The organism is Limnohabitans sp. TEGF002, from assembly GCF_055395845.1.
Genome location: NZ_AP029224.1, coordinates 2,677,867 through 2,693,140, shown reverse-complemented (window position 1 = coordinate 2,693,140; position 15,274 = coordinate 2,677,867). Strand labels below are relative to the sequence as shown.

Genomic DNA, 15,274 nt, shown 5'->3' with positions numbered 1-15,274 from the left:
GCGACCATGCGCCTCACCCCCGCCCAAATCCACACCATCAAAAGCACCGCGCAAGCCGTGCTGGGTGAGGGCGTGCAGGTCACGCTGTTTGGCTCTCGGGTGCACGACACGCAAAAGGGTGGCGATGTCGACCTTTACGTTGAAACCACGCAACCCGATTTGATGAAAAAAATCCGCTGCAAAGTCAGCCTGCAAGACCAGCTCGATATGCCGGTGGACCTGATCGTCAAACCCTTTGGCGACCTCAGCCCCATCGCACTGATCGCAAAACAAGAGGGCATCCGCTTGTGAGCGAACACATCGCCCTGATCTGGAAAAAGCTGGACCACCTGGCTCGCATGCGCGACTACTTGAGCTATTCCATTGGCCAAGTTGCAGCTTTGTTGCCCATTCAGAACTGGCAGGCCCTGCAGCCCGACCAACACGAAACCTTGGCCGCGTTTCGTATTCGCTTCAGTGAATACCAAGAACACATGGGCAAAACCATGAAAGCCGTGGCGGTAGAAGAAGAAAAGCCATCAGAGCCCTTTACCGCTGTGTTGCTCTACATGGAAAAGCTTGGCTGCATCGACTCGGTAGACCGCTGGAAAGATATCCGCGAACTGCGCAACGCCGTCAACCACGAATACGAAGACGACCCTGCAGTTCTGCACGAGTTTTTTGAACAAATGATCCAAGCTGCTCCAGAGCTATTGCGTTGGCACGATCAACTGACCGCCTTTTGCCAAGCAACTTATTCCACCCGGCCCCTGTAGGAGCTTGCCCCTGCAAGCAAATCCCCGCAAACCACAGCATCAGTCACCCCATCACCCAACCCATGCGCCTCACCCACATCCCCGACCTGCTCATTCTGGAGCCCAAGGTCTTTGTCGATGCGCGGGCCACCCCAAATGATTACAATGCAATCATTGCAATCAAACCAGGGGGCGTGAAATGAGCAGCATCACCATTCGAAATTTGGACGATCAACTTAAAGCCAGTTTGCGCCTTCGGGCTGCACGCCACGGTCTGTCCATGGAGCAAGAAGTCAGAAACATCTTGCAAAGTACATTGGCAGCAGAAGCAAGCCCCACCAGCGGTTTGGCCTTTGCCATGCGGATTCATGAGCGCTTCCAGGGTTTGGGGGGTGACCCCATACCAGAACTCGAGCGGCCAGCCACCCGAGTCGTCCCTGACCTGACCTGACCGTGAGCGCTGGCTTTCTGATCGATACCAATGTTTTGTCTGAGTTGATGCGCCCAACGCCCGCGCCTCAAGTGCTGGATTGGTTTGCAGCTCAAGCTCCCAGTCAACTGCACACCAGTGTCATCACCTATGCAGAAATCTTGGCAGGCATTGCCCTGATGCCAGGCGGCAAACGCAGTGAAGCCATGGCGCAAGCAGCCCGCCAAATTTTTGAAGAAGATTTTGCAGGTCGTTGCCTAGACTTTGGGGGCTTGGCTGTGGGCCGCTATGCCATGGTGCGAGCGCAACGCCAACTTGCAGGGCGACCCATTGACACAGCCGATGCACAAATTGCAGCCATTGCATTGGTGGCCAACCTGGAACTGGTCACCCGAAACACCAAGGACTTCGTTGGGATCGAAGGCCTGAAATTGCACAACCCTTGGCAAGACCACTGATTCCAACCCATGCCCTACACCGTCACCCCCACCCACATCCCCGACCTGCTCATCCTCGAGCCCAAGGTCTTTGGCGATGCGCGGGGGTTCTTTTTTGAAAGCTTCAACCAGCAAGACTTCAACCAAGTCACTGGGCTTCAAGTCAACTTTGTGCAAGACAACCACAGCCGCAGCGCCCAAGGCGTGTTGCGTGGCCTGCACTATCAAGTGCAACAACCCCAAGGCAAGCTGGTGCGCGTGGTGCGCGGCGCGGTGTTTGATGTGGCGGTCGACATCCGCCAAAGCTCGCCCACCTTTGGCCAATGGGCTGGGGTCGAGCTGACCGAAGACAACCACAAACAACTCTGGGTGCCACCGGGCTTTGCCCACGGCTTTGTGGTGCTGACTGACACAGCAGACTTTTTGTACAAAACCACCGACTACTACGCCCCCCAGCACGAACGCAGCATCGCCTGGAACGACCTCGCCATAGGCATCATCTGGCCCCCAGGCCTGCAACCCAAACTCTCCGCCAAAGACCAAGCCGCCCAACCCCTGGCCGAGGCCGAACTCTTCTAACCGTCATACCTGCCCCTCTGTCATACCCGCGAACGCGGGTATCCATGACCCCACCCTTCCCATTCCAATAAAAAATGACCGAAACCCCGCAACTCCTAGAAGACGACGACATCAGCCTGCTAGACCTGCTGCACACCATCACAGAAAACCTGCGCCTGCTCGTCATTGGCCCCATCGTGGTGGGCCTGCTGGCGCTGGCTGGGGCGTCGCTCTGGCCTAAAACCTACGAAAGCACCGCCATCCTCAAGGCAGAGCAAGTGACGGCCAGCCTCATGCTCAGCGCCTCTGTGCTTGATCCCATTGCCGCCAATCTGGGCTATACCCCCAAGCAGGAGCAAGACGCAGCCCGCGACAAACTCAAAAGCCAGATCAAAGCCAGCTTCAACGCCAAAGACAAACTGTTGACCCTGACCACACAAGCCGACACTCCCCAGGCTGCGCAAGCGCTGGCCAAAGCCGTGCTGCAGCAAACCTATACCCTGAGCCAGCCACGCGACAGCGAAAAGCTGCGCCTGCAAAAGCAATTGGCCCAAGCCCAAGCCCGTGAGAAAGAAGCCAATCAAACGGCCGTCTTGTTGGCTGGGAAAATGGAAAAATCAGGTGGTGAAGTGTCGTTCCAAGTTGCTCAAGGCTATGCCCAAATGATCGGTGTCGTGAAAGAAAGCCAAGCCACACAGATCGACATCGAGCGCCAACTGCAAGGCTTGGATGCCAGCGCCTTGGTGCAAGAAGCCACGCTGCCCACCAAACATGCCGCCCCTAAACGCGGCATCATCACCATCATGGCCACCTTAGCCGCAGGCTTCGCCTTGCTGCTTTTCGTCTTCATCCGCCAAGCACTGCGCAACGCCAGCCAAGACGCCGAATCCGCTCAAAAACTCAGCGCCATCCAAACTGCATGGCGCAAAGCCCTGGGTAAATCCCAGTAACTTTCATCCTGCACCTTACTGTTATTCGCCCATTTCGTTTTTGTTGGTCAAGCCCACATGATGGTCCAACCCACTTGCTTGAACCCACTCCATTTGTTGATGCACCCATGATCCAAGTCACCCCCGTCATCCTTTGCGGCGGCTCAGGCACACGCTTGTGGCCGCTTTCGCGCACTGGCTTCCCCAAGCAGTTTCTTTGCCTCACAGGCAACGAAAGTTTGTTTCAGCAAGCCGCCCAAAGGCTGGCCGCTTTGGGCAGTGAACACATTCAAGTTGCCGCCCCAGTTATCGTCAGTGGCGAAGAGCACCGCTTTTTGGCATCAGAGCAACTGCGAGAAGTGGGCATTGCTCTGGGCAGCGCCTTGCTCGAACCCGTGGGCCGCAACACCGCCCCGGCCTTGACCTTAGCTGCATTAGCCGCCTTGCAAAACGGCCAAGACCCCGTGCTGGTCGTCACCCCTGCCGACCAAACCATAGCCCAGCCAGCGGCATTCACCGCCGCCGTGCAACAAGCCATTGCCCAAGCCGAGCAAGGCAACATTGTCATCTTGGGCGTCACCCCCGACAAACCCGAAACCGGCTACGGCTACATCCACACCGAAACCAGTGGGAGCTTGCCCCTGCAAGCGAATGTCTACACAGTCCAAGCCTTTGTAGAAAAGCCCAACCTGCAAACCGCCCAGCAATACCTGGGGCTGTTGGGTTTTGAGGCCTTGCCCCACGCGCTTTTGCGCCCCTTAGAAAACCGATACCCCGTGCCCGCCCCGGATCTTGTGGATCGGCATGTGGGGGTGATTGTTTTGGGCGGTGCCCTTGAGCACCCTGACATTTATCTGGCGCATGGCCAGGTGCCTTTGGGCCAAGCGGCCGAGCGCATGTCTGTGCCGGTGGGGCTGATGCTGAAGCACCCTCAGCTGCAATTGGTCTTTTCTGGCGGGGAGGGGCGCTTGCTGGCCACTGGCGTGAGCGAGGCCGAACTGGCCAAGGCGTTTTATGAAGAGCAGGGCGTGGACATGCGCCGGGTGAAGCTGGAAGCCGGTTCGCGCACCACCCGAGAAAACGCTTTGCAGGTGGCCGCGTTCTTGGGCGAGCGCTGCAAACAGCCTTGGCTGCTGGTGACTTCGGCCTGGCACATGCCCCGGTCTGTGCCCGAGTTTGAGGCGGTGGGGTGCAATGTGACGGCGTATCCGGTGGACTTCAGAACGGGCGAGGCCACGCTGTGGACCGTGTATTCGTTAGCCCGCAGCTTGCTGCTGTGGCAGACTGCTTTGCATGAGTGGTTGGGGTTGGGGGTGTATCGGGTGACGCGGTAAGGGGATGGACTCCCGATCTGGTCGGGGGGGACAAATGCAGGAGTTGGGGGTGACGTATGCAGGGGGCGTTTAACGATAGGACATTATCAACAAGGGAAATTGTGGCGTGGGTTAAAAGAATGCTATCGATTAAATGCCTGGCTGCTGCTAAGTTGATAATTAGACGAAGATAAAAGGACATCGAATGATTGCGATCAGACAAAAGACAACGCTTGCTTTGGGATGGCTTGTGCCCGCTCTGTTTTTGTTGTTTCCGATAGCAATGGGGCTGTCGAATGTGGTTTTGCTGTTGGTGCTGATCGGATTTGCAGTCACTTTCAGCGTCGATTATTTGAAGCGTGCCGCCTGGAGTTGGCCTGCGATTTGGCTGTTGGCATTGTTTGGTGTGGTGCTGATCGGCACGCTCTACACCCCCGCGCCTTGGAGTTGGGTGTCGGTCAATTTGGGCAAATACGCCAAGTTTGTTTACGCGGCAGCGCTGATGCTGTTGTTTGTGCGATTTCCGCAGTGGCAAAAAAGAGCGTTGTGGGCTTTTGTGGGCGCCATGCTGTTTATCTTGGCCTCCACCTGGTTGAATGTGTGGTTTGTATTGCCTTGGTCTGCCACCAAGACGCCTGGCTGGGGTTTGTCACACCATGTCTTTGGTGACTACATCACGCAAAACGTGATGGTGTCTTTCTTGGTGGTGTTTGCTTTGTCCAAGGTGCAGCGTCCTTTGCGCAGTCGGATCAGCCTTTTTTGGTTAGGTGTTGCTGTGCTGGGTGCGGTCAGCATCACCCATTTGTCTTCAGGGCGGACCGGGGTGGTGTTACTGTTGGCTGGATTGGTGTCTTATATGTTGGTGCGCTGGGGCGGCAAACAGCTGTGGATCGGTTTGCCTGTGTTGGTACTATTGGTGGCTGGGGTTCTGGCTTCGTCCAGTGTGATGCGTGACCGGATTGCCTTGGGCTGGATGGAGTTTGCTAAGCGCGATGTCGATGTGATGTCATCCATCGGACACCGGGCTTACAACTACCGCATCGTGCCGCAATTGATTGCAGAGAGCCCCATCGTGGGTCATGGCACGGGTGCTTACCACACTGAAATCTGCCGATTCATAGACAAACCTGAATGGTGCGATATCTTTCGGTGGCATTCGCACAACCAGTTTTTGTTTTTTGGTGCGGACCACGGTTTGGTCGGGATGCTGTTGTATGTGGCGCTGTTGGTGTCGCTTTACCGTGTGGCCAAGGGTTCTGATCATGCTCAGGGAAAGGTGCTACTGGCTTCCCTCGTAAGCATATTGCTCGTAGACAGCATGATTAACACGCCGCTGTTCAGCTCAAGGGAAAGCCATTTCTTCTTGTTCATGATGGCTTTGCTGGTTGCGATGAATCATCGAGCTAAAAGTCAATCATTAGGATCAAATTAGTGGGGGGCAGATCCCGTTTGTTTTGCAGGCATTCGGCCGCAGGGGCGGCCTCCCACATTGGAGATGGTTTGTCATACCCGCGCATGCGGGTATCCATGCAGTCCGAAGGCGGGTGCTTAAACCACCACTTTGATTTTGCCCGCTGCATCCCTTGCGCGTTGCAGCGCATTGGCACCTTGGGCCAGCGCCACCGCCATGCGGCGATAAGGCCGTGTGGTGGGTTTGCCGAAAATGCGCACATCCACGCCGGGCTCGGCCAAAGCCGCCTCAACGCCGGTGAATGTTGGGTGGCTGCCCTCTTTGTCGGCCAGCACCACAGCGCTGGCGCCTTCCACACACTCAATGTTCGGGATCGGCAGGCCCAAAATGGCGCGGGCGTGCAGGTCAAATTCGCTCAGGTTTTGGCTGATGAGGGTGACCATGCCGGTGTCGTGCGGGCGTGGGCTCAGCTCGCTGAAGATCACTTCGTCTTTCGTCACGAAAAACTCCACGCCAAACAGGCCCGCACCGCCTAGGTCGGTCGTCACTTTTTCGGCCATGTCTTGTGCGGCTTTGACTTGCTCGGGCTTCATGCCCTGGGGCTGCCAGCTGTACTGGTAGTCGCCGCGCTCTTGCACATGGCCAATGGGGGGGCAAAACAGCGTGGGCCCTTTGCGCTGGCGTACGGTGAGCAGGGTGATTTCAAATTCGAAGTGGATGAATTCTTCGACGATGACTTTTTGGCGGTCGCCGCGCATACCGGCGCAGGCATAGTCCCAACTGGCTTGCACATCGTCAGCCGTTTTGGCGACGCTTTGGCCTTTGCCCGATGAACTCATGACCGGTTTGATCACGACCGGGAAACCGATGTCGGTGGCTTTTGCCAGCAGCTCGGCGGCGGAGTCGGCGTAGCTGAACTTGGCGGTGCGCACGCCCAGGCCGACGGCCACGTCGCGGATGCGGTCGCGGTTCATGGTCAGGTTGGCAGCGCGGGCGCTGGGGATGACCTCAAAACCTTGTTTTTCCACGTCCAGCAGCACCTCGGTGCGGATCGCTTCGATCTCGGGCACGATCAAATCGGGCTGGTACTTGTCAATCGCGGCGCGCAGCGGCGCTTCGTCTAGCATGCTGAAGACGCAAAACTCGTCGGCCACTTGCATGGCGGGTGCACCTGCGTAGCTGTCGCAGGCGATCACATGGCAGCCCAAGCGCTTGGCGCTGATGACGAATTCTTTGCCGAGTTCACCTGAACCGAGGAGGAGGATTTTTTTCATGTTCAGGCTTTATGAAAATCGGTGTAAATCGCTTGCATTTGGGCCTTTGTCAGGCGGTTGCCGTGCTGGCTGACCACTGCAGCGGCTGCACGGTTGGCCAATGCGGCCGCTTGCGCTGGGCTTTGACCGTGGGTGATGCCGTACAAAAAGGCACCTGCAAACATGTCGCCTGCCCCGTTGGTGTCCACGGCCTTGGTGGGCACGGCGGGCACTTCGATGCGCTGCTGGCCTTGTACGACGATGCAGCCCTTGGGGCCCCGCGTCAGGCAGACGGTTTTGGACAAAGCCGACAGCTGGCCAATGATGGCGTCCAGATCTGTGCTGCCGCACCAGGTTTGGGCTTCTTCTTCGTTGGCAAACAAATAGTCCAAGCCGTCGCCGATCATGGCTTCCAGGCCTGCGCGGCAGAAGTTGATCATGCTCACATCGCTGAGCGTGAGGGCCGTGGCCACTTTGTTTTCGATGGCGATTTGGCGGCCTTGAACGGCGGCTTCGAGACCCGTGGGCGAGGCGGCCAGATAGCCTTCCATGTAATAAATTTTGGACTTGGCGATGTCTTGCGGGTGCAAGGCAGTGGCGTCCAGCTGGGAGGTCGCGCCTAAAAAGGTGCACATGCTGCGCTCGGCGTCGGGCGTGACCAGCACCATGCAGCTGCCCGTTTGACCCTCTGTGGGGCGGGTGTGGGTCAGGTTGGTCGCCACGCCATTGGTTTGCAGATCTTGTGTGTAGTAGGCGCCCAGCTCGTCATCGGCCACGCGGCACGAATAAAACGCTTGGCCGCCCAATTGGGCCAGCGCCACCACGGTGTTACCGGCCGAGCCGCCACCCGTGCGGCGGGCGTGCAAGCCTTGCACATGGGTCAGCAGTTCGGCGCGTTGGGGGGTGTCGATCAGCGTCATGTGCCGCTTGCTCACGCCCATGGCGCTCAGCAGTTCATCGGAGACTTCGTATTCGGTGTCGACCAAGGCGTTGCCGATGGCGTAGAGGTGGTAGTGGGACATGGTCGTAGTGGAATGAGCAAAAGCCAAGAGTTTAGCGGCAGCCCCTGCCTGGCCTGTTCATTCCTTTGGGAGGTCGCCCCTGCGGCCGAAGGGGTGCTGTGGCTCCGGCCGACATTCGCGAGCGGGGGCTCGCTCCCACATCAGGGCAGGCTTTACATCAGCCCTTGCTCCGCCATCGACAGGGCCTGCCCCTGTCCTACGATGATGTGGTCGAGCACGCGCACATCGACAAGTGCCAAAGCCGCCTTGAGGGTTTGGGTCAGGTGTTCGTCGGCGCGGCTGGGCTGCACCGAGCCGCTGGGGTGGTTGTGCGAGAGCACCACGGCGGCGGCCTGGTGGTGCAAGGCGCGCAGAACCACTTCACGCGGGTATACGCTGGTTTGGCTGAGCGTGCCGCGAAAAAGCTCTTCCATGGCCAACATGCGGTTTTGGTGGTCCAGAAACAGCACGGCAAACACCTCGTGGTTTTTGTGGGCCAGTTGCAGCTGCAAATACTGTTTAACGGCGCCTGGCGTGTGAAAAGCCTCCCGTTCTTTGAGGCGCTGGCTGAGCGCCCGGCGGGCCATCTCGAACACGGCCAGCAACTCGGCCTGTTTGGCAGGGCCCAGGCCTTTGATCAATTGGAGCGACTGCACCGTCGCCTGCAGCAGCCCTGCAATACCGTCAGGGCCGAGAAGTTCTTCGGACAGCTGAAACACGTTTTTGCCCGCCATGCCGGTGCGCAGCAAGATGGCCAGCAGCTCGACATCGCTCAGGGCTTGTGGGCCCCGAGCCAGTAATTTTTCGCGCGGGCGCGCGTCTGCCGGCAAGTCCTTGATACTCATTTGAAAGCCCCTCCCTGGAGCAGCCTTCGGTCACGCTTGCCCCTTTGCTGGAGCGGGTCGGCCAGGCTTTTTACAATAGTGGCTTCTTTATGCCCGTTGCGCCGCATTAGCGGCAACCACGAAAACCCTTATGTCCATTGTTGAACCCGCCTCTTTCTTGACGCTTCACTACCGCCTGGCAGGGCCGCAGGGGGACATCATCAACACCTTCAACGAAAAACCAGCCACTTTGTCGCTGGGTTCTGGCACCTTGTCGCCCGCGGTTGAGCAGCGCTTGCTGGGCCTGGCCGAAGGCACGCGGGTGACGATGGAAATTCCAGCAGGCGAGGCGTTTGGCGATCACATTGCAGACATGCAGCAGTGGGTGGCGCGCAAGCTGCTCAACGAGTTGGGTGACCCTACCGAAAAATACGCGGCGGGCGATGTGGTGCAGTTTCCGACGCCCGACGGCTTGGGGTCTTACGCCGGGACGGTGCTGCAAGTGAACGAGGAGGGCGCGGTGTTGTTTGACTTCAACCACCCGCTGGCCGGTCAACCTGTGACCTTTGAAGTTGAACTGATTGGAGTGCTGTGATGACCTCTGAAGTGCTTTTGGCCGAGCCGCGTGGCTTTTGCGCCGGGGTGGACCGTGCGATCGACATCGTGGAGCACGCGCTGACCAAGTTTGGTCGCCCGATTTATGTGCGCCACGAGATCGTGCACAACACCTATGTGGTGGATGATCTGAAAAAAAAGGGCGCGATCTTTATCGAAGAGCTGGCCGATGTGCCGCCCGGGGCCACGCTGATTTTCAGCGCCCATGGCGTGAGCCGGGCGATCCAGGATGAGGCCGAACGACGAGGCTTTCGCATTTTTGACGCCACTTGCCCCTTGGTGAGCAAGGTACACGTCGAATTGGCCAAGCTGCACAAAGAGGGCTACGAATTCATCATGATCGGCCACAAGGGCCACCCTGAAGTGGAAGGCACCATGGGCCAGCTCGACAGCGGCATCCATTTGGTGGAAGACGTGGCAGACGTCGCCAAGGTGCAGCCCGCCCAGACCGATTTGCTGGCGGTTGTGACACAAACCACCCTGAGCGTGGACGACGCCGCCGAGATCGTGGCGGCCGTGAAAGCCCGCTTTCCGCAGGTGCGCGAGCCCAAGCAACAAGACATTTGCTACGCCACCCAGAATCGGCAAGATGCCGTCAAGTTGATGAGTCCGATGGTAGACGTGGTGATCGTGGTGGGCAGCCCCACCAGCTCCAACAGCAACCGCCTGCGTGAACTGGCTGACCGCCTGGGCACGCCTGCCTACATGGTGGACACGGCGGCCGATTTGCAGGAATCTTGGTTTAACGGCGCACAAAAAGTGGGCTTGACGGCGGGTGCCTCAGCCCCGGATGTGCTGGTGCAAGAGGTGATTGCACGTCTGCGTGTGTTGGGTGCCGTGTCGGTGCGCACGCTGGACGGCATTCAAGAAACCATCAAGTTCCCACTGCCCAAGGGTTTGAAGCTGGATGCCACAGAAAACCCAGAACCCGGCTCACTACAATCCCCCCATGCTTGATATTGTTCTTCTCCGCAAAGATCTGGACGCCGCTGTGGCGCGTTTGCAGACCCGTAAAAATCCCCAGCCCTTCCTGAATGTGGACGCTTTCCGTGCTTTGGAAGGCGAGCGCAAAACGCTGCAAACCCGCACCGAAGAGCTGCAAAGCCAGCGTAACAGCTTGTCCAAGCAAATTGGCATGCTCAAGGGCAAGGGCCAGCACGCCGAAGCCGATGCGGTCATGGCGCAAGTGGGCGCGATCAAGGAGGAGCTGGACGCTTCGGCCCAGCGCCTGGAAGTGCTCCAGGCCGAGCTGCAAGCCCTGCTGCTGGCCGTCCCCAATTTGCCGCACGAGTCGGTGCCTGTGGGCGCGGGCGAGGAAGGCAACGTCGAGGTGCGCCGTTGGGGTACGGTGCGCAGCTTTGACTTCGAGCTCAAGGACCATGTGGACATTGGCGGCCCGCTCGGGCTGGACTTTGAGACCGGCACCAAGCTGAGCGGTTCACGCTTTACCTTCATGCGCGGGCCAGTGGCCCGTTTGCACCGTGCGCTGGCGCAGCTCATGCTGGACGTGCAGACGCAAGAGCACGGTTACACCGAGTGCTACACGCCTTACATCGTGAATGCCGACACACTGCGCGGCACGGGCCAGCTGCCCAAATTCGAAGCCGATCTGTTTGCCGCCAACAAGGGCGGTCAAGAGGGCGAAGAAAGCCAAGCGCTGTACCTGATACCCACCTCAGAAGTGACGCTGACCAACGTGGTGCGCGACGAAGTGTTGGCCGAGAGCGATCTGCCGATCAAACTCACGGCACACACCCCGTGCTTCCGGTCCGAGGCGGGCAGCGGTGGGCGCGATGTGCGTGGCCTGATCCGTCAGCACCAGTTTGACAAAGTTGAGATGGTGCAGATCGTGCACCCCGAGCACAGCTACGAAGCGCTGGAAGCCATGACGGGCCACGCCGAAGCCATTTTGCAAAAGCTGGGTTTGCCTTATCGCGTGATGAGCTTGTGCACCGGCGACATGGGCTTTGGCGCAAGCAAAACCTACGATCTGGAAGTCTGGGTGCCTGCGCAAAACACCTACCGCGAGATCAGCTCGGTGTCCAACTGCGAGGCCTTCCAAGCGCGCCGATTGCAGGCACGCTTCAAGAACGCCCAAGGCAAGAACGAGTTGGTACACACCCTGAATGGCTCTGGCCTGGCCGTGGGCCGTGCGCTGGTGGCGGTTTTGGAGAATTACCAAAACGCTGACGGCTCCGTCACCGTGCCCGAGGTGCTGCGCCCTTATATGGGCGGTGTGGCGCTGCTCAGCGTTTGATGTTTTTAATTTCACCAGGAGTGCGTTGATGAATGGCATGCATCGTGTTTTGTGGACCCTTCTGGTGACTGCGGCCTTGGCAGCTTGTGCCAACAAGGGCGGCTCGACTTCGGTTGCCGTCGGGCCTGACGGCAAGGCGCAAAACCCGGTGCAATTGCTCGGGCAATTGCCTTTGCCTCCTGGTGCTGTCATTCGAGCGGATCAGTCCTTGATCATTGGGGCGGGTGACAATTGGGTGGGCCGCGTGATGTTGGATGTGGGGCGTGATGTGGATGCGGCCTACCGATATTTCCTCGAAACTTACCCGACGCAGGGCTGGACTGTGGTGTCGGCGGTGCGTGGCAAAAACAGTTTCCTGGTCATGACCCGGCAAGAGCGCACGGCGACATTCGAGATGGTGGACGGCGGCATGATGGGCAGCAGCGTTTCTTTGACGATGGCACCGCGCAATGCAGCGGTCATGGTGCCGAAAAAGCCCTGAGGGGCTCTGCTAGAATCACGGCTTCGACAAATCTCAGGAGGGGTGGCAGAGTGGTCGAATGTACCTGACTCGAAATCAGGCGTAGTGGCAACACTACCGAGGGTTCGAATCCCTCCTCCTCCGCCAGTTGAAAACCCCGCAATGGGTCACCATTGCGGGGTTTTTTTATGGCCTTTATGCGGCTTTGAGCCGATCTTGGGTCATCACCACCAGGACCTGTTGCCATGAAGTTTTTTGCGTTTTTGTTGGCCCTTACGCTGACGCCAGGGCTTTCCGGCTGCACCGTGCTGGCCATTGCCGATGCGGCAGGTTCTGCAGTGGTTTATGGGGTCAAGACCACCGTCAATGTGCTGGATGCGGTGACGCCAGACATTGTGAACAAGAAAAATGACTGAGACCGCTGGAGGCTTTGCACGGCAGGCTTGCAAGCTGCTGTCTGTGTGGGTGGCCAGTGCTCAGGGTTTGCGGTGTTCTGCCAGATCGTTCCAGACGTCTTGGCGTGTGATCAAGCCGTCTTGGACCTGGATTCGGTCCATGAAGCGGATGCCTTCAAAGGTTCGGCCATCGAGCCAAGTGCCGTGCAAAGTGCCATGGCAAAAAACCACGGTGGCATCGCCTTGCCAGCTTTCTTACAGCTGTTCGTACTGTTTGCCAATGCGGCTGTAACGCGTTTGCGCCCACGACGCCAGCTCTTGCAGCGTGTGCATGACCACACCGCCGGGAAAGCACATGTGAAAGTTGGGATGCAAGAACGATTGGGCTGTGCCCATGTCGCGCTCTTGCATGGCTTGCAGGAAAGAGCGAACCACCTCAGAGGCAACAGGATGGGCTGCTCGGCCTTCGCTGAACACCTTGCCGTCGCGCCGGTAGGTGCTGACTTCGTTCACAAAGACCGTGGTGCCTGCTTCGGGCGTGGCGATCACCGAACGCACGGCATTGGCCACGCGGTTGACCATGCGGTGCTGGGTCTCTGCTGCGTAGCCTGGCAGCAGGGTGATCGATACGACCGGCATGGATCGTTAGATACCCAGCCAGCCGTTGGTGCGCGCAAAGTGCAGCGCTTGCGTGCGGCTGTTGACGCCCAGACGTCGGAACAGACGCCAGAAATGAACCTTGACGGTGTGCTCGCTGATGTCGAGCTTCTCGGCGATTTCGCGGTTGGACAGGCCTTGATCCAACATCAGGATCAGTTGCTTTTGGCGCTTGGACAGTTTGGTGGGGCCGGCAGGAACGGCGTCTTCTTCGGCCTCTTCCTCTTCGGTGATCAACAAGCTGCGCAAGGCGGCAATGATTTGCGTTGGGCTGTTGGATTTTTCGATGAAGGCGTTCGCACCGGCTTCAAGGCAGCGGGCCTCGAATTCGCTGGCGCTGGCGCTGGTGACCACCGCCAAAGGCACGTCCGGAAATTTGGCTTTGAGCACTTGAACGCCCGACATGCCTAATGTGTCCGGCAGCTGCAGATCCAGGCAGAAAAGTTCGGGCACGCCGTTCTTCTCGACTGTGGATTCGACCACGTTCAACTTGTGAATGGGGATGATCTTGAGACCTGGCTTGACGCGGTGCACAAGCATGGTCAGCGCATCGCGCATCAGGGGGTGGTCATCGATGACATATACAGTCATGGTTTAGATCTCTGCAGTAGTCTTAAAGTTTAAGGATACACCTATTTGTGAGTTTGCGCAATATAAATTGGCAAATTCAAAAAAGTTGTTTAATTGATTTCAGCGAATTGGCTATTTCTGACAGGGCAAGAGCGACGGTTGGCTCTTTTTCGGGGGTCAACGGTTCCAGCTGTGATGCCATGTCTGCGAGCGCAGCAAAGCCATCTGTCTGCAGAAGTGCGATGGTTTGCCCAGCCTCTTTAGGCGAGGCAAAGCCCTTGCTTTGCAAGAGCAGCTGGCCTTGGGCATCCACCAGCTTGAAGTAAAAAAGGCCGTCTTTTTCGCGGTATTGCTTGAAGTTGGGCAGCGCTGTCTTGGTCTCTTTGACTGCGCGGCTTGTTGTTCCCGATGACAGGGCACGCAAGCCCACGGCATGGCGCAACTCGCGCATGAAAGGCGTGGCCAGTTGGCGTGCCTTGTCAGCCCCGGCCAGCAAAATTTTGTCCATCTGCGCAGGGTTGTCGATCAGGCTTTGGTAGTGCTCGCGCATGGGCGCGATTTCGCGGTCGATGCGCTCAAACAGCATTTGCTTAGCGTCGCCCCAGCCGATGCCGTCGGCATAGGCGCGGGCCATGGCGGCCGTTTCTTCGGCGCTGGCAAAGGCTTGGTAAATCTGGAACAAGGCCGAGCCTTCGGTGGCCTTGGGTTCGCCCGGCGCTTTGGAGTCGGTGACGATGCCCGCAATTTGCTTGCGCATTTGCGCAGCAGGTGCAAACAGCGGGATGGTGTTGTCGTAGCTCTTGCTCATCTTGCGACCGTCAAGTCCCGGCAGCAGCGCCACCGATTCTTCGATCACGGCTTCGGGCAGCACGAAATGCTCGCCATACAAATGGTTGAAGCTCGACGCCATGTCGCGCGCCATTTCGATGTGCTGGATCTGGTCGCGGCCCACGGGCACTTTGTGTGCTTTGAACATCAAGATGTCCGCGCCCATGAGCACCGGGTACATGAACAGGCCAGCCGTCACGTCGGCATCGGTGTCATGGCCTGCGGCGTTGTTTTTGTCCACCGCCGCTTTGTAGGCGTGGGCGCGGTTGAGTACGCCCTTGCCGGTGACGCAGGTCAAGAGCCAGGTGAGTTCGGGGATTTCGGGGATGTCGGACTGGCGGTAGAAAGTGACTTTGTCGGGGTCCAAGCCCGAGGCGATCCAGCTGGCTGCGATCTCCAGGGTGGAGCGTTGGATTCGGGCGGGCTCGTCGCATTTGATGAGCGCGTGGTAGTCGGCCAAAAAGTAAAAACCATCGGTGCTGGTGTCACGGCTGGCTTGCACGGTGGGGCGAATCGCGCCCACGTAGTTGCCCAGGTGCGGGGTGCCTGTGGTGGTGATGCCGGTGAGAACGCGGGTGCGGGTCTTGGAGTTCATGAAAAAA

The 15,274-nt window shown here is 58.4% G+C and carries 20 protein-coding genes and 1 tRNA gene; 14 read left to right on the top strand and 7 right to left on the bottom strand.

All coding sequences use genetic code 11. The features are described 5' to 3' along the window. Window positions 1-6: 6 nt before the first annotated feature. The 8 genes from ACZ5SR_RS13455 to ACZ5SR_RS13420 all read left to right on the top strand — a co-directional run bounded on the left by ACZ5SR_RS13455 (window position 7) and on the right by ACZ5SR_RS13420 (window position 5,833). Window positions 7-291 carry a nucleotidyltransferase family protein gene (locus tag ACZ5SR_RS13455; RefSeq protein WP_464449153.1) on the top strand — a complete coding sequence of 95 codons (285 nt, stop codon included), beginning with the start codon at window positions 7-9 and terminating at the stop codon, window positions 289-291. Next, the gene (locus tag ACZ5SR_RS13450; RefSeq protein WP_464449152.1) at window positions 288-755 is read left to right on the top strand and encodes a hypothetical protein; all 468 of its coding nucleotides are present in this window, start codon (window positions 288-290) and stop codon (window positions 753-755) included. The genes ACZ5SR_RS13455 and ACZ5SR_RS13450 overlap by 4 nt, the downstream gene beginning before the upstream one ends. 178 nt (window positions 756-933) lie before the next feature. Further along, the gene (locus ACZ5SR_RS13445; RefSeq protein ID WP_464449151.1) at window positions 934-1,185 is read left to right on the top strand and encodes a FitA-like ribbon-helix-helix domain-containing protein; all 252 of its coding nucleotides are present in this window, start codon (window positions 934-936) and stop codon (window positions 1,183-1,185) included. A 2-nt stretch (window positions 1,186-1,187) separates the two neighbouring features. Further along, window positions 1,188-1,622, top strand: a complete 435-nt coding sequence (locus ACZ5SR_RS13440; protein WP_464449150.1) for a PIN domain-containing protein — start codon at window positions 1,188-1,190, stop codon at window positions 1,620-1,622. 9 nt (window positions 1,623-1,631) lie between these two features. Continuing rightward, window positions 1,632-2,180 carry a dTDP-4-dehydrorhamnose 3,5-epimerase gene (rfbC, locus tag ACZ5SR_RS13435; RefSeq protein WP_464449149.1) on the top strand — a complete coding sequence of 183 codons (549 nt, stop codon included), beginning with the start codon at window positions 1,632-1,634 and terminating at the stop codon, window positions 2,178-2,180. Window positions 2,181-2,254: 74 nt separating this feature from the next. After that, the gene (locus tag ACZ5SR_RS13430) at window positions 2,255-3,109 is read left to right on the top strand and encodes a hypothetical protein (protein ID WP_464449148.1); all 855 of its coding nucleotides are present in this window, start codon (window positions 2,255-2,257) and stop codon (window positions 3,107-3,109) included. Between the two features lie 107 nt (window positions 3,110-3,216). Then, complete coding sequence (locus ACZ5SR_RS13425; protein WP_464449147.1) at window positions 3,217-4,422, top strand: sugar phosphate nucleotidyltransferase; 1,206 nt, start codon at window positions 3,217-3,219, stop codon at window positions 4,420-4,422. A gap of 229 nt (window positions 4,423-4,651) precedes the next feature. Further along, a complete protein-coding gene (locus ACZ5SR_RS13420; RefSeq protein WP_464449146.1) occupies window positions 4,652-5,833 on the top strand; it encodes an O-antigen ligase family protein in 1,182 nt (393 codons plus the stop codon). Window positions 5,834-5,949: 116 nt separating this feature from the next. Here ACZ5SR_RS13420 and purT read toward each other — a convergent pair whose 3' ends face one another. From purT to radC, 3 genes are all read right to left on the bottom strand, one after another. Next, window positions 5,950-7,086 (bottom strand): formate-dependent phosphoribosylglycinamide formyltransferase, encoded by a 1,137-nt coding sequence (purT, locus tag ACZ5SR_RS13415; protein ID WP_464449145.1) that lies wholly within the window; start codon window positions 7,084-7,086, stop codon window positions 5,950-5,952. 2 nt (window positions 7,087-7,088) lie between these two features. Next, window positions 7,089-8,087, bottom strand: coding sequence for an adenosine kinase (locus ACZ5SR_RS13410; RefSeq protein ID WP_464449144.1), 999 nt, complete (start codon window positions 8,085-8,087; stop codon window positions 7,089-7,091). Window positions 8,088-8,239: 152 nt separating this feature from the next. Then, window positions 8,240-8,911: a RadC family protein gene (radC, locus tag ACZ5SR_RS13405; protein WP_464449143.1), complete on the bottom strand. Its 672-nt coding sequence runs from the start codon at window positions 8,909-8,911 to the stop codon at window positions 8,240-8,242. 130 nt (window positions 8,912-9,041) lie between these two features. Between radC and ACZ5SR_RS13400 the strand changes: the two genes are divergently transcribed. From ACZ5SR_RS13400 to ACZ5SR_RS13375, 6 genes are all read left to right on the top strand, one after another. Beyond that, window positions 9,042-9,485: an FKBP-type peptidyl-prolyl cis-trans isomerase gene (locus tag ACZ5SR_RS13400; protein WP_464449142.1), complete on the top strand. Its 444-nt coding sequence runs from the start codon at window positions 9,042-9,044 to the stop codon at window positions 9,483-9,485. Beyond that, window positions 9,485-10,462, top strand: a complete 978-nt coding sequence (ispH, locus tag ACZ5SR_RS13395; RefSeq protein ID WP_464449141.1) for a 4-hydroxy-3-methylbut-2-enyl diphosphate reductase — start codon at window positions 9,485-9,487, stop codon at window positions 10,460-10,462. The genes ACZ5SR_RS13400 and ispH overlap by 1 nt, the downstream gene beginning before the upstream one ends. Further along, entirely contained in the window at window positions 10,455-11,762 is a 1,308-nt protein-coding gene (gene serS / locus ACZ5SR_RS13390) for a serine--tRNA ligase (RefSeq protein WP_464449140.1), read from the top strand. The genes ispH and serS overlap by 8 nt, the downstream gene beginning before the upstream one ends. Window positions 11,763-11,790: 28 nt before the next feature. Continuing rightward, on the top strand, window positions 11,791-12,243 hold the full coding sequence (locus ACZ5SR_RS13385; RefSeq protein ID WP_464449139.1) for a hypothetical protein: 453 nt from the start codon (window positions 11,791-11,793) through the stop codon (window positions 12,241-12,243). A gap of 36 nt (window positions 12,244-12,279) precedes the next feature. Next, window positions 12,280-12,369: transfer RNA gene (locus ACZ5SR_RS13380), tRNA-Ser, on the top strand. 98 nt (window positions 12,370-12,467) lie between these two features. After that, window positions 12,468-12,638, top strand: a complete 171-nt coding sequence (locus ACZ5SR_RS13375; protein WP_464449138.1) for a hypothetical protein — start codon at window positions 12,468-12,470, stop codon at window positions 12,636-12,638. A 60-nt stretch (window positions 12,639-12,698) separates the two neighbouring features. Here the strand turns inward: ACZ5SR_RS13375 and ACZ5SR_RS13370 are convergent, their stop codons facing one another. The 4 genes from ACZ5SR_RS13370 to ACZ5SR_RS13355 form a co-directional block, all read right to left on the bottom strand. Continuing rightward, on the bottom strand, window positions 12,699-12,848 hold the full coding sequence (locus ACZ5SR_RS13370) for a hypothetical protein (RefSeq protein ID WP_464449137.1): 150 nt from the start codon (window positions 12,846-12,848) through the stop codon (window positions 12,699-12,701). 24 nt (window positions 12,849-12,872) lie between these two features. Then, the gene (locus ACZ5SR_RS13365) at window positions 12,873-13,256 is read right to left on the bottom strand and encodes a tautomerase family protein (RefSeq protein WP_464449136.1); all 384 of its coding nucleotides are present in this window, start codon (window positions 13,254-13,256) and stop codon (window positions 12,873-12,875) included. A 6-nt stretch (window positions 13,257-13,262) separates the two neighbouring features. Further along, window positions 13,263-13,865, bottom strand: a complete 603-nt coding sequence (locus ACZ5SR_RS13360; RefSeq protein ID WP_464449135.1) for a LuxR C-terminal-related transcriptional regulator — start codon at window positions 13,863-13,865, stop codon at window positions 13,263-13,265. A gap of 76 nt (window positions 13,866-13,941) precedes the next feature. Beyond that, the gene (locus tag ACZ5SR_RS13355) at window positions 13,942-15,267 is read right to left on the bottom strand and encodes a tryptophan--tRNA ligase (RefSeq protein WP_464449134.1); all 1,326 of its coding nucleotides are present in this window, start codon (window positions 15,265-15,267) and stop codon (window positions 13,942-13,944) included. Window positions 15,268-15,274: the final 7 nt, after the last annotated feature.

Excerpts from the sequence above, each read along its gene's own strand:
- ACZ5SR_RS13360 (WP_464449135.1), bottom strand. The coding sequence starts at position 13,865 with ATGACTGTATATGTCATCGATGACCACCCCCTGATGCGCGATGCGCTG.
- ACZ5SR_RS13355 (WP_464449134.1), bottom strand. The coding sequence starts at position 15,267 with ATGAACTCCAAGACCCGCACCCGCGTTCTCACCGGCATCACCACCACA.
- serS (WP_464449140.1), top strand. The coding sequence starts at position 10,455 with ATGCTTGATATTGTTCTTCTCCGCAAAGATCTGGACGCCGCTGTGGCG.
- ACZ5SR_RS13445 (WP_464449151.1), top strand. The coding sequence starts at position 934 with ATGAGCAGCATCACCATTCGAAATTTGGACGATCAACTTAAAGCCAGT.
- ACZ5SR_RS13375 (WP_464449138.1), top strand. The coding sequence starts at position 12,468 with ATGAAGTTTTTTGCGTTTTTGTTGGCCCTTACGCTGACGCCAGGGCTT.
- ACZ5SR_RS13410 (WP_464449144.1), bottom strand. The coding sequence starts at position 8,087 with ATGTCCCACTACCACCTCTACGCCATCGGCAACGCCTTGGTCGACACC.
- ACZ5SR_RS13430 (WP_464449148.1), top strand. The coding sequence starts at position 2,255 with ATGACCGAAACCCCGCAACTCCTAGAAGACGACGACATCAGCCTGCTA.
- ACZ5SR_RS13385 (WP_464449139.1), top strand. The coding sequence starts at position 11,791 with ATGAATGGCATGCATCGTGTTTTGTGGACCCTTCTGGTGACTGCGGCC.
- ACZ5SR_RS13455 (WP_464449153.1), top strand. The coding sequence starts at position 7 with ATGCGCCTCACCCCCGCCCAAATCCACACCATCAAAAGCACCGCGCAA.
- rfbC (WP_464449149.1), top strand. The coding sequence starts at position 1,632 with ATGCCCTACACCGTCACCCCCACCCACATCCCCGACCTGCTCATCCTC.
- ACZ5SR_RS13425 (WP_464449147.1), top strand. The coding sequence starts at position 3,217 with ATGATCCAAGTCACCCCCGTCATCCTTTGCGGCGGCTCAGGCACACGC.
- radC (WP_464449143.1), bottom strand. The coding sequence starts at position 8,911 with ATGAGTATCAAGGACTTGCCGGCAGACGCGCGCCCGCGCGAAAAATTA.
- ACZ5SR_RS13365 (WP_464449136.1), bottom strand. The coding sequence starts at position 13,256 with ATGCCGGTCGTATCGATCACCCTGCTGCCAGGCTACGCAGCAGAGACC.
- ispH (WP_464449141.1), top strand. The coding sequence starts at position 9,485 with ATGACCTCTGAAGTGCTTTTGGCCGAGCCGCGTGGCTTTTGCGCCGGG.
- ACZ5SR_RS13400 (WP_464449142.1), top strand. The coding sequence starts at position 9,042 with ATGTCCATTGTTGAACCCGCCTCTTTCTTGACGCTTCACTACCGCCTG.
- purT (WP_464449145.1), bottom strand. The coding sequence starts at position 7,086 with ATGAAAAAAATCCTCCTCCTCGGTTCAGGTGAACTCGGCAAAGAATTC.